Origin of the sequence: Micromonospora sp. DT47, assembly GCF_049844475.1 — a bacterium.
Lineage (GTDB): Bacteria > Actinomycetota > Actinomycetes > Mycobacteriales > Micromonosporaceae > Micromonospora.
The window spans coordinates 15,572-27,864 of sequence record NZ_JBNCLC010000037.1 but is presented as its reverse complement, the minus strand read 5'-3'; the positions used below and the strand labels follow the sequence as shown (position 1 = coordinate 27,864).

The following is a 12,293-nucleotide window of genomic DNA, read 5'->3' as shown; positions in this document are numbered from 1 at the left end:
CCAGGATCTCCGATCCCGCCCTCGGTCAGCACCCCGCACTCACACGCGGTGTCTCACACCATCCTGACCAAGAGGGGGTCACCCCTGCGCGCCTATGCGCGTCCACCCGAAGGAGGAACCCCGCCTTGGCCGACACCACCAACGGCACCGCGCTGACCCGTCACGGCAGCCGCGTGCCCACCCTCCCGCCCAGGCCGGCCCCCGCCCGGGCCACCACGGCTCCCACGCCGAGGCCCGCTCCCGCCCGGGCCGCCACTACCGCCCCGCGCCCCACGATCACGCCGGCGCCGACCATCACCACGATGATCGTGTGCCTGCCCGACGAGCTGCCCGCGCAGGCGCTCACCGCGCATCACCTCGACAAGCACTTCGGTGTCAGCGGCACCCTCACGCCCCTGTTCTGGGCTGTGCCGCAGCTGCGACTGTGGCAGCGCCAGCAGATGATCGGCCTGCGCAAGGGCCGCCCCGCCTCGTGCGCGGGCGGACCGATGCGGCTGCTCGACCTGCAGGGCATGCGCCACGCCGCCGCAGTCGGAGCCGGCATCCGCTACCAGATCTGGCAGCAGGTCGTGCACGGCACCCGCCCGGCCACCCCTTGGCCGGTCTTCGAAACCCGCCACCTCACCGACCCCGACAGGTACCCCTTCGACACCGCGATCGCGGACTTCCACGCCCAGCCCCGCGTCAACGCGATGCGGATGCACGCAGCCGCCACCCCCGGCCCGCGGCAGCCCGGCGTTGGGGAGTTGGAGATGTACCAGGCAGGCCCCATGGCCTACCAGCATTACAACGCCACCAGCGCCGTCGCCGGTGACGCCATGCTCACCGCCGACGGCCGCAAACTCGCCCCCGCCAGTGACGCCCTCACCCATCGTGTGACCTACCTCGAGCAGGCCCTGCGCCACCTCGACACTCTCGAGCCGGGCCAGCGGCTGCTCGCGGTCACCCTGTAGCCCCCAAACAAGAGCCGGCCGGACGGCGCCGTGATCCCTGCACCCGAGGGACCTCAGGCGCGCCGCCCGGCCGGTCCGCGTGCAGAGCCAGACGAGCCGGATCGGCGACAGCACAGCGCCGTCGGGCGCAGGGACACACCCGAGCCGCTACCGGCGCATTGCGCCGGGCCGGCTGGTGCTACGTCGCCTGCCCGCGCGCTCGGCGACCCGTGGGCAGGTGTCGGACAACCACCACGCCGGGCGCCCCGGGCATGGGGCGCCCACCCTTGCTCGGCCCGCCACAGGCCGCCCTGTTCCTCTTCCACCCGGTTCGGCCTGATGTGCACCCGTGCCGCCCGTTCCCGTCGCCGTCTACGGCCGCAGTGCCACCTGCCTGTCCCGAGATCCGGACCACGCACTTGATCACTGCCGCCGTCGAAGCGTGGATCAGTGCGACCCAACTCCCGCACCCACTCCGACCCGAAAGGACACGCGCATGACCGACACTCAACAAGCAACCGCCCCGGTGCACAGCACGATCAGGGTGCTGGCCGCGCTCGCCGAACTCGGCGAGGCCACCGCCGCCGCCGTCGCGGAGCACGCCGGAATCGGCTACTCCACGACCACCCCGAAACTGCGCGCGTGGGAAGAGTCCGGCCAAGCGGAACGGTTCCGCACCGGCGACGGCCGCACGTTGTGGCGGCTGACCGACGCCGGCCGCACCGCCACCGCCGCCACATCCCCAACCCGCCCCGACAGCAGGCAGCCCGCAGCCGCGCCGGCCACCCCCGAACCGTCCACCGAGCCGAACGTCGTCGAAGAGCAGCCCCAAGACGGCGACGGCTCCTCAGCCGAACCCGACGACCCGCCCGCCGCAGAGGGCGACGACGAGCCGGCAGAGTCGGATCCCGACGTCGACCTACCGGCGGCCCCGCAGGCCCCGCCCACGACCGCGTCCGCCGACACCGATCGCGCGGTGGAAACGCCGGCAGAGCCGACGGCCGAGGACGAGCGGCACGGTTCCGAAGCCGTGGACACGCCGCAGGACGTGGCCCGCCCGGCGAAGGCCCGCCGTACCGGCGGGTCGCTACGCGGGGCGGTCCTGGACATCCTCGAGGCCCACCCCGACCGGGAGTACAAGACCGGTGAGCTCGCGAAGCTCGTCGACGCTGGCAACGAGGGCTCCGGTGCGGCCAAGGCCAGCCCGGGTGCGGTCGCCAACGCGGTCACCAAGCTCGTCGCCGACGGCAAGGCGGTGCAGACCATCGATCGCCCGGCCACCTTCCAACTCGCCCCCGCCACCGGCGGCCGGTAGGCCCCACCTGTCAGGTAGCCCGGGGGCGGGCGTCGAAGTTTGGCGCCTCACGCCCGCTCCCGGTGCTCCTTCGCACAAAGGAGCAGACAGAAGTGTCTCCCATCCTGCAAGCGATCGTCACCACCGTCGGCGGGATCCTCGCCGGCCTCGCCCTCGCCGGAGCCCTGCTCTGGCGCCAACAGCAGGCCCTCGAATCGGCCCGCTACGCCGCTACCCACGACGAGATCACCGGCCTGCCCAACCGGCGGTTCCTGCTGACCCGCCTACGCGCCGCACTCACCGGCGGTGCGCCGTGCGGGCTGGTGCTGCTCGACCTCGACCGGTTCAAGACCGTCAACGACACCTTCGGCCACGACACCGGCAACGTCCTGCTCGCCCAGGTCGGGCGGCTCCTCGCCGGCCTCGACGGCCCCGTGCAGCTCGCCGCCCGCCTCTCCGGCGACGAGTTCGCGCTGCTCGTCGACGGCGACCGGGACGATGTGGCCGACGCCGCCCGCGCCGCCTGCCACGCCATCGGCGGCGCCCCCATCCGCCTCGACACCGGCGAGGTCAGCGTCCGCGCCTCCGTCGGCTACAGCATCGCCCGGCTCGGCATGAGCCCCCGGCAGGTCCTCGCTGACGCCGACCAGGCCATGTACCAGGCCAAACGCGCTGGCGGCGGGGTGCAGGGCCACGACCCGTTCGCCACACCGCACAGCGGCGGACGTAGCCGCGACCGCCACCACCACTGACGAACCCACCAACCCAGCGCCGACATGCGAAGGACCCCGCAGCCACCGGCTGCGGGGTCCTTCGCGTTGGCGCGCCTGCACTTTTGAGGAGATGACATGTTGTCCTTCACCGCCGTCCATGCCCTGGCCGAGTGTCTCCTGGCCGCGCACGCCGAAGCCGACCTCACCGGCTGGGGTAACGCGCAGACACTGCTGCTCATCCACGACCAGCCCCTCGACCCGACCAGCCCCAGCCACCGGCGCAGCATGCGCAGCATCGAGTTCCCGCTGCACCCCGACCATCGGCACACCGACCCCGCTGCGCTGCCCGGCCTGCTGCACCGCCTCGCCGCCGACCTCGACCAATCCCGCGGCGCGGCCGTCGGGTACCGGGCAACACTCGACGCGATCGTCACGCTGATCCGCCGCAGCACGCCCGACGCCCGGCTCCACGCGTGGGCGGCCCTCTACACCGAATGCGGTGGGGACACCTGGCTGGTCCGCCGCGTCGACGCGGTCGACACCGACGGCCGCCTTTACCAGGTCACCCAGGCCCGCGGCGAGGACCAGCCGCTGCTGGCCACCACCGATCACCCTGATCCCGACGGCGCCCCCGGGACATGGCAGGGCCTCGCCCCTCTCCTCGCCGCGACCCTCCGCCACACCGCCACAAGCCCGCCCGGCAGCCCGCCGGCCACCGGCGTCGCATCCCGGCCCGCGGGCGAGGAGGAGCCGATCTTCAGCAGCTGGGGTCCTGACGGGGCGTCGGTGCGCTGCCGGGTCTGCGGGGCCGTCGACGAGGTCGTTCAGGACGAGGTTCCGTCGATGGCCGGCTACGGCGAGGACACCTACGCCCGCTGCACCCGCTGCGGATCGGTGGAGACCAGCGACCCGATCTTCGGCTGGCGAGCCAAACCCCGCGGCCTGACCCGACCAGCCGGAGGAGAGCAGCCGGTGAGCGGCCTGCATGGCGGCGTTCGCGGGCCGGCGTCGTCACCGTGTGGGACGTGCCCCTACCGCCGCGATGTCCCCTCCGGCGTCTGGGATGCCTGCGAGTACGCCAAACTGCCCGCGTATGACGCGCCCACCGCGTTGCAGCCGCCGGGGTTGTTCCTCTGCCACCAGTCGGACGGGCGGGTGTGCGCGGGCTGGGCCGGCTGTCACGACACTGACCACCTGCTCGCCCTGCGCCTGGCCGCGCTGAAGGACATGAGCCCGGACGAGGTCGCGGCGACCCGTGACTACGTCTGCCCCGTGCCCCTGTTCGGCTCCGGTCGGGAAGCGGCCGCGCACGGCATGGCCGGCATCAGCGACCCGGACGCGCGGGCCCGCCGGGCGATGGAACGCCTGCGCCCGAAGATCACCGCACGAGGCCTCGACGCGGCCGTTGCCGCGCTTCCGGTTCCGCCGTCACCGGTCGACGGGGACTGCCTCACCTGGGCCCCCGCCACCGCAGACCGGCTGCGGCAGCGGGGATATCACGCGCAGGTGATCGACGTGGCCGGCTGGATCAACCGGCAGGGCGACCTCATCGGCTTCGTGCACCGCGCGGTCCTCGTCGCCGACCCCGCCGATGATCCGGCCAGCGGCCTTGTGGTGGACGTGACCACCCGGCAGTTCGACCCGACCTGCCCGCCTGCTGGCTCACCGGCTGGCTGGACTACCTGACCGCCCTGGCCGAGGCGACCGGCGTGGAATGCGTGACCCGCTGGCCCGAGCCGCCAACCTGACCGACTCCCGCTCGTAGCGCAGTACTTACCCGCACGGGGAAGGCCACGCGGCCCTGATCAGCCGCGTGGCCTTCGCCGTGCCCGCCACTCCACCCCAGCCCCATGCCCCAGGCCCCGCTGTCGAAAAGAGGTTTCTTGTGAGCACCCGCTGCTACATCGGCACCATCGACATCCACCGGCCGCACCTGGTCCACGCCCGGTTCGTGTTCTTCGACGGTCACCCGGCCGCCGTCATCTCCGCGCTCGCCGGGATCTGGACCGGCCACGCCCGCCACGACACCGCGGCGCTGATCGCCGCTGTCCTCGCCCACGACTGGGCGTACCTCGACCCCACCATCACCACCGCCGCATCTCGGTTGGCCGGGCAATACCCGGTTCCCGGTGTCGGCATGGCCCTGGCCAGCACCAGCGCGGACGGCATGGTCGAGGCGCCCGAGCCGGTCACCGTTTTCCCGCTGTCCCAGGCCGCGCACCTCGACGGGCTGTGGATCTACCTCATCGACCCCACCGCCGACCGGGTCACCGTGCACACCGACGACGGTGAACCCGTCGCCCGCTACCACCTCGACACTCATAGCCCGACCGCCGAATTGGCGGTGTCCCGATGAGCGCGCGGGCGCTGGGCGGAGTCGCCGCCGCGGTGGTGGCCCTGCTGGTCCTGTGCGCCGGCGCGGCAGGGGCCCTGGTCACCGGTGGGGGCAGCACCGCCGCCGGCTGCTACCGCACTTTCGGCCCCGACGGGTCACCACAACTGCCGTCGGTCAACCCGACACCACCGCCCGGCGGATACACCGGCAGCCAGGGGTGGAGCAGCGAGCAGATGGCCAACGCCGCCGCCATCGTCACCGTCGGCGCGCAGCGGCAGGTCCCGCCGCGCGGCTGGGTCGTCGCCCTCGCCACGGCGATGCAGGAGTCGTCACTGGTCAACCTGCCCGGCGGGGACCGTGACTCGATCGGGCTGTTCCAGCAACGCCCCTCCCAAGGCTGGGGCACCCCGGCACAGCTGCAGGACCCGCATTACGCCGCCGGCAGGTTCTATAACGCGCTGCTCGCGGTCGACGGCTGGCAGGCCATGCCACTGACCGACGCCGCTCAGGCCGTGCAACGCTCCGCCTTTCCCGGCGCCTACGCCAAATGGGAAGACGACGCCATCGCCCTGGTCCGGATCCTGTCCGGCGGTTCCAGGACCGGGCCGGTCTCCGGGGATCTGGAGCAGGCGATGAGCAACCCGCTGTGCCTCATCGACGGTGGAGACGGCCAGTTCGGCGGCGAGCCGGTGCCGCTACCGCCCGGGTTCACCCTGCCGCCGGGCACCCCGCTGCCGGTCGTCACCGCGATCGGTTGGGCCCTCGCCCAGCTCGGCAGCCCCTACACCTTCGGCGGGGACTGCACCGCTCCGCATTCCGGCATTCCCGCCCACCAGTGCGACTGCTCGTCGCTGCTGCAGCAGGCCTACCGGGCCGCCGGCATCCCCATCCCCCGCACCACCAGCGAACAGATCCACGCCGGCGCACCGGTCGCCGATATGAACCAGCTGCGGCCCGGGGACCTGCTGTTCATCCCCGGTAGCCGCGGCACCGCCAGCCGGCCCGGCCACGTCGGCATGTACCTCGGGCAAGGGCTACTGATGCAGGCCCCGCACACCGGCGACGTCGTCAAGATCAGCCGACTCTCTACCTGGCGCGGCCAACTCGCCGCCGTCCGCCGCATCGTCACCTGACGCACCGGCACCCTCGACCCGCCCCTCGCTGCCTTGCCGCCTGCCACCGCGGAAGGGCTGGCGGCAGCCGGCCGGCGCTGACGGCGCCAGGTTCCTTCCTACTCAGCACGGAGGTTCGCCGTGAACTGTCCCACCCTCATCCGCGCCATCCGGTCCTCACCGCTCCAGGAGAAACCCAGCTGCGGCAGCGGCTCGGCAGAACGGACGGCGCGATGACATACCAACCGGGCGAGCGCGTCATGCTCGACCACACCAACGACCCGTACACCCTGCTGCGCCCCGGTGACGAGGGCACCGTCCGCCGCTACGACCCCGGTCAGCGGATCGTCACCGTCGCCTGGGACAGCGGGTCCCGCTTGGCAATGTGCCTCGACGCCGGGGACCGTATCCGCCGCACCGGACACACAACGCCGGGCGCGGCGTGGCAGCGGGTGCTCAACGCGCTGCGCGCCGCGGGCGCCACCGCCGGCCAGTCGGCAGTGCAGTGGTGGGCGCAGGACGTCCTGGGCGGCCGGTCCCAAGGTGACCTCAGGCCCACGGCCCGGCGGATCCTCGCCGGCCTCGACGACGTCGACCCGGAAATCCTCGACGGGCTACCCACGGCGGACCGTTACCTCCTGACCCACGACGAGGGCCGGTACGCCGAGGCCGCCCCGGACGGCGCGCCCGGATGGGCGGAGCTGACCGCCGCCCGCTGCGATCAGACGCGGTGGGCGTGGTGTGACGGCTTCGACGACGCGGTAACCGAGGAGGTGGCGCGACGCTGCCGGATGGTCCTGAGCCCGACCGGGGACGATCGCGACCTGGGCCACCTGCACCCGGACGAGCTGCGTTTGGGCGAGCCGGGGGTGTTCGCAGGGGACTGGGCGTGGACATCAAACGCCGACGGGGAACTGCGTATCCCGGTCGGGTTCGTGGGGATCCTGGTTGACACCTGGAACGGGTGGGCGGTGTTCACCTGCAGCCGGGGCGTGGCGGAGGCGATCGTCGCCGACCAGCGGGCCGCCCGCGACCGCTACCGGCAGCACCTCGCCACCCAGGGCGTCACCGGCGCGCAGCAGGACCGCCTGGTCGACGAGTCCCTCGCAAGGATGCGCTTCGACGGCGACGTCATCGACGTCGACGAGACCCGGGTTCACGGCGACCCGGTCGCGGTCGAACGCATCGCCCCCGACGCGGACGGCCGGTACACGGTGATGGGCCGCTCGTGGACGTGGATAGCCGTGCACCCCTACGACTGCGACCGCATCGCCGGTGACATCCCCACTCCCGTCGAGCAGCCGCCGGCAGACAAATCCTGACCCGCCCTCTCCAACCATTGTCCTGATCGGAGCCTGACATGCACGACGAGATCGACGACGAGTACGCCCACGAGGAACTCCTCCAGGCGCTCGTACTGCGTCTGCTGACCAGCGGCGAGCTGGACCAGCTCTGCGACGACGCCGACCTGCCGCAGCTGACCGACGGCGACGGGCAGCCGGTGACCATCACCTCGGCCCGCACCTACCGCGAGGCCGGAGTCCTCACCCTCGACCGGGGGGTGTGGCTGGAACTGTCCGACGGCAGCGTGTTCGGCCTGACCGTACAGATCTCCCGACGGCCGGCCACCGAGGTCACTCTCCGCCGCCGCTAACACCCTCGCCCGCCCGCTCCGATTCGACTTGATCGATTCGGGGTTGGGTGCGTTCATCGTCGTCGCCGAACCGGCGGCGACCCCGCTCCAACCCGGCAGCCCCTTTGCGGGACTGACCGGCTCTGGCACGTCACGGGTGTGCTGGCTCTCCCCCGCTGAGGGGTTGCCCAGTCTCGCTCGTCTCCGCCGCGCGGACACACCCACCGCCCGCGCACCCGGAGACGGGTGCGCGGGCCCTACCAGCAGGAGACCCGCATGGACCCTGACACCCCGCACGCCCCCACCAGCGGCAGCCCCCCGGACGCCGGCTCCGGTGGCGACCGCCGACCCGGCTACCTCTACCGGCAGGTCGCCGCCCACCTCGCCGACCATCCCGACCAGGTCCTGAAGGTAGGCGAGGTGACCACCGCGATCGCCGCTCGATCCACCGGCGCCGTGTTCGAAGCCCTCAAGAAGATGGCCGCCGCCGGGTACGCCACCCACCACACCGGCCCGCACCGCTTCCAGATCACCAAGGCCGGCATCGACGCCGCTGGCACCATGCCAGCGCCCGCCCCACGCGGCCCCGCCGACAGCCGCAGGGCGGGCCGGCGGCAGCCGGTGCCCCGCCCGAACGGGGACCTGTACTTTCCCCGCCGGCTCGCCGGCGCCACCGATGTGGACGTGCTGCGCCGGCTGCGGGACAAGCGCATCCCGGTGCTGCTCTACGGGCCGCCCGGCACCGGCAAGACCGCCCTCGTCGAGGCCGCGTTCCCCGACCTGCTCACCGTCGCCGGGACCGGCGACACCGTCGTGGAGGACTTCCTCGGCAACTTCATCCCGCTGCCCGACGGCGGCTTCGAGTTCGTCTACGGGCCCCTCGTGGTCTCGATGCGGGAAGGCAGGGCGCTGCTGGTCGACGACGCCACCCTCATCCCACCGAAAGTGCTCGCCGTGCTCTACCCGGCGATGGACGGCCGGCGGGTCATTTCGATCCCCGGCTACCGCAACGAACGCGTCGAAGCCGTCGACGGGTTCTACGTCATCGCCGGCCACAACCCCGGCGTCCACGGCGCCATCCTCACCGAGGCCCTCGCGTCCCGGTTCGACGTGCACATCGAGGTCACCACCGACTGGGACCTAGCCCGCCACCTCGGCGTCCCCGCCCCCGCCGTGCAAGCCGCCATCGCCCTCAACGCCGACCTCGCCGCCGGACGGGCGTCGTGGGCGCCACAACTGCGGGAGCTGCTCGGCTTCGCCCGCGTCCGCAAAACCCTCGGCCTGCCCGCGGCGGTGGCGAACCTCGCCGGCCGCGCCCCCGAGCAGGACCGCGAGGCGGTCACCGCCGCCCTGCAGCAGCAGTTCGGCACCGAAGTCGCCGCCCTGACCCTCGGCAAGCAGCGCTAACCCTGGAAGGAGAACCACGATGCCCCATCCCCGCACTCACCTGCAGCCCGGCACTGCGGCGCCGCCGGTCGGTGACCCGGGCTGGCAGGCCTGGAGCCACGCCTGGACCCGGCACATCCCGGTCCTGACCGGCCGCGACGACCTGACCGTCACCGTCGCCCCCGGCGCGGGTGGCGGCGCCCCGGCCTGCTTCTACCCAGACGAGTGCCGTGTCGAGGTCGACGCCACCCACATCGGCACACCTGACGTGGCCAATCCCCGCCGCGCCGGCCACAAGCGCCTGGTGCCCACCGCCTACGGGCTGCTCGTCCACGAAGCGGCACACGCCGCCCACAGCCGCTGGCGCACCCCGCCCGGCACCCCACCCGTCGTCGCCGCCGTCGCCGAACTCCTCGAAGAGTCCCGCATCGAGTACCGGCAGCGCACCCGGCGGCGCAGCGACCGGCGGTGGCTGCGCCACACGGTCACCACCCTGATCAGCGCTGACGACGCCCCCGTCGACGACCCGTGGCACGCCGGGCATCTCGCCGGGCTGCTCCTCGCGCGGGTCGACGCCCGGATCCTCACCGCGAAGGACATTCGCGGTGTTCGCGCCGCCGTTACCACGGTCCTCGGCCGCAAGCGTCTCCTGCAGCTACGCGACGTGTGGCGGCAGGCCCACACGATCGACGACACCGACGCCGACAGCATGGTCGACCTGGCGTGGCGGTGGTGCCGCCTCCTCGACATCGACCCGCACCGCCAGCCGCACCCACCCGCTACGGACTCTGGCGTGTTCGCCGGCCTGCTCGCCCAGGCGCTCACCGACTACCTTGCCCACACCGCCGGCCTCACCCCGACGCAATACCGGGACCAGCAGATCAACGCCCGGTTCTCCGCGCCCGCGACGTGGACCCGCCGCGACCCCACCGACGCCGAACGCGCCGCAGCCCGCACCCTCGCCGCGCGGCTGCGCCACGCCCGCACCCACCAACCCGAGCCCGACACCCGGCCCAGCCCGATCCCGCCGGGCCGGCTACGCACCCGCCACGCCATCACCGCCAAGGCGCAGATCGCCGCCGGCAGCATCCCCACCGCCACACCCTGGCAACGCCGCACACAACAGCCACCGCCGAAACCGACCCTCCACCTCGGCGTCATCGTCGACGCCTCCTACTCCATGCACCCCTACGCCGCACCCATGTCATCGGCCGGGTGGATCCTCGCCCACGCCGCCCGCACCACCGACGCCGTCACCGCCACCATCGCCTTCGGCAGCAATGTCGCCCTGCTCGTCCCACCCCGGCAACGCCCCACCCGCGTCCTCGAGCTGCGCGCCGACGGCGGCAGCAGCGCCTTCACCGACGCGGTGAAACTCGCCGATCAGCTCCTGCAGCTGCGTCAACCCGGGCGGCTGCGGATGCTCGCCGTCGTCTCCGACGGCGACCTGCCCGACATCGACCCCGCGCAACGGCTCATCACGACCCTGCACCGGGCGGGCTGCGCCGTGCTGTGGCTGCGGCCCGCCGACCTGGACGGGCACACCTTCACCGACACCACCACGCTGCTGGTGGCCGACCCGGTGCAGGCCATCGGCCACATCGCCGACGCCGCCATCACCGCCCTCGAGCGCGCCTGACCTTCCAGCCCTACCGGCCTCGGTCCGCCTGCCCCGGCCGGACCCACCCCGGACGTCGCGCGCCCGCCGCAGATGACCTGCGCGGCGCTTTGAGCGGCACCCGGGGCTCCTTCCTGCACCGCCACTGGCCGCTTGCCCGGCCATCCGCGCACTCCAGCGCACCCCCGGGCACGGCCGATCGGCCGTGCCCGGGACTCACCTCGCAACAACGGGAGAAACCGTGAGCCACCCGAACAACCGCCTACCGATCTCCACGCCAGCTGACCTGCTCACCGCCGTGCCCTACCTGCTCGGCTTCCACCCCACCGACAGCCTGGTCCTCGTCGGTCTCGCCGGCACCCGCGTCGCCGTCGCCAGCCGCACCGACCTACCCGACCCCGCCGATGCGGTCGACTGGGCCGACGAGCTGATGCCTCAACAGCTGCGCATGCTCCACCACGCCGACACGACCACCGCGATCGTCATCGGCTACGGCCCAGCAACCACGGTCACCCCCGTCGTCGACACCGTCACACCCCGGCTACGTGATGCGCGCTTCGACGTGTTCGACGCGCTGCGGGTCACCGACCGCCGCTACTTCTCCTACCTCTGCCAGGAACCCACCTGCTGCCCCGTCGACGGGGTGCCCTTCGACCCCGACCGCAGCGACCTCACCCTGCACGCCATCGTCGCCGGATGCAGCACCCTACCCGACCGGCGTGCGCTCGTCGCCAGCATCGCCCCCATCGACGGTCCCGCCCGCCACGCCGTCACCCGCGCCACCTACAAGGCCCGGGCACGCCGCCGCGCCCTCACCGTCGAGGGTGGCCGGGACGCGCTGATCCGCGCGGGAGAGGACATCGTGCGGGCAAGGTTCGCCCGCTACGCCGACGACCAGGTACTCACCGACAACGAGCTGGCCTGGCTCACCGTGCTCCTACCGATCACCGCGATCCGCGACACGGCGTGGCGGGCCACCGACTCCCAGCCCTGGCAACTCGCGCTGTGGAGCGACATCACCCGCCGCGCCCAACCCGACCTCGCCGCCCCACCCGCCAGCCTGCTCGCCTTCGCCGCCTGGCGCAGCGGCGCCGGAGCCTTGGCCTCCGTCGCCGTCGACCGGGCCCTGCAAGCGAACCCCACCTACTCCCTCGCCCAGCTCATCGACCGGGCGCTACGCGACGGACTCCCCCCGTCCGTGCTCGACGGCTGGCCCGACCAGGGCTTCCCCACCGCCCCGTGACTCCACGCGCCATCGCCGGTCAACCCA

Annotated in this window: 11 protein-coding genes; all 11 read left to right on the top strand. The window is 72.9% G+C overall.

Going from position 1 to position 12,293, the window contains the following annotated elements; all coding sequences use genetic code 11:
* The first annotated feature begins 125 nt into the window (after positions 1-125).
* Positions 126-953: a hypothetical protein gene (locus ACLQ2U_RS30600; protein ID WP_425754369.1), complete on the top strand. Its 828-nt coding sequence runs from the start codon at positions 126-128 to the stop codon at positions 951-953.
* A gap of 475 nt (positions 954-1,428) precedes the next feature.
* Complete coding sequence (locus ACLQ2U_RS30595) at positions 1,429-2,247, top strand: MarR family transcriptional regulator (protein WP_425754368.1); 819 nt, start codon at positions 1,429-1,431, stop codon at positions 2,245-2,247.
* A gap of 92 nt (positions 2,248-2,339) precedes the next feature.
* The gene (locus tag ACLQ2U_RS30590; RefSeq protein WP_425754367.1) at positions 2,340-2,978 is read left to right on the top strand and encodes a GGDEF domain-containing protein; all 639 of its coding nucleotides are present in this window, start codon (positions 2,340-2,342) and stop codon (positions 2,976-2,978) included.
* Positions 2,979-3,074: 96 nt separating this feature from the next.
* Positions 3,075-4,625: a DUF6283 family protein gene (locus tag ACLQ2U_RS30585; protein WP_425754366.1), complete on the top strand. Its 1,551-nt coding sequence runs from the start codon at positions 3,075-3,077 to the stop codon at positions 4,623-4,625.
* A gap of 199 nt (positions 4,626-4,824) precedes the next feature.
* Complete coding sequence (locus ACLQ2U_RS30580) at positions 4,825-5,295, top strand: hypothetical protein (RefSeq protein ID WP_425754365.1); 471 nt, start codon at positions 4,825-4,827, stop codon at positions 5,293-5,295.
* Positions 5,292-6,407, top strand: coding sequence for a C40 family peptidase (locus ACLQ2U_RS30575; protein WP_425754364.1), 1,116 nt, complete (start codon positions 5,292-5,294; stop codon positions 6,405-6,407). The genes ACLQ2U_RS30580 and ACLQ2U_RS30575 overlap by 4 nt, the downstream gene beginning before the upstream one ends.
* Before the next feature lie 212 nt (positions 6,408-6,619).
* Entirely contained in the window at positions 6,620-7,708 is a 1,089-nt protein-coding gene (locus ACLQ2U_RS30570) for a DUF4314 domain-containing protein (RefSeq protein ID WP_425754363.1), read from the top strand.
* A gap of 38 nt (positions 7,709-7,746) precedes the next feature.
* Positions 7,747-8,040, top strand: a complete 294-nt coding sequence (locus ACLQ2U_RS30565) for a hypothetical protein (protein ID WP_425754362.1) — start codon at positions 7,747-7,749, stop codon at positions 8,038-8,040.
* 255 nt (positions 8,041-8,295) lie between these two features.
* Positions 8,296-9,426 (top strand): AAA family ATPase, encoded by a 1,131-nt coding sequence (locus tag ACLQ2U_RS30560; RefSeq protein ID WP_425754361.1) that lies wholly within the window; start codon positions 8,296-8,298, stop codon positions 9,424-9,426.
* 19 nt (positions 9,427-9,445) lie between these two features.
* Entirely contained in the window at positions 9,446-11,044 is a 1,599-nt protein-coding gene (locus tag ACLQ2U_RS30555) for a VWA domain-containing protein (RefSeq protein ID WP_425754360.1), read from the top strand.
* 220 nt (positions 11,045-11,264) lie between these two features.
* Positions 11,265-12,266, top strand: coding sequence for a DUF4192 domain-containing protein (locus ACLQ2U_RS30550; protein ID WP_425754359.1), 1,002 nt, complete (start codon positions 11,265-11,267; stop codon positions 12,264-12,266).
* Positions 12,267-12,293 lie beyond the last annotated feature (27 nt).

Bases quoted from the DNA above. Each gene is read 5' to 3' on its own strand.
- ACLQ2U_RS30595 (WP_425754368.1), top strand. From the start codon at position 1,429: ATGACCGACACTCAACAAGCAACCGCCCCGGTGCACAGCACGATCAGG.
- ACLQ2U_RS30585 (WP_425754366.1), top strand. From the start codon at position 3,075: ATGTTGTCCTTCACCGCCGTCCATGCCCTGGCCGAGTGTCTCCTGGCC.
- ACLQ2U_RS30575 (WP_425754364.1), top strand. From the start codon at position 5,292: ATGAGCGCGCGGGCGCTGGGCGGAGTCGCCGCCGCGGTGGTGGCCCTG.
- ACLQ2U_RS30570 (WP_425754363.1), top strand. From the start codon at position 6,620: ATGACATACCAACCGGGCGAGCGCGTCATGCTCGACCACACCAACGAC.
- ACLQ2U_RS30565 (WP_425754362.1), top strand. From the start codon at position 7,747: ATGCACGACGAGATCGACGACGAGTACGCCCACGAGGAACTCCTCCAG.
- ACLQ2U_RS30560 (WP_425754361.1), top strand. From the start codon at position 8,296: ATGGACCCTGACACCCCGCACGCCCCCACCAGCGGCAGCCCCCCGGAC.
- ACLQ2U_RS30555 (WP_425754360.1), top strand. From the start codon at position 9,446: ATGCCCCATCCCCGCACTCACCTGCAGCCCGGCACTGCGGCGCCGCCG.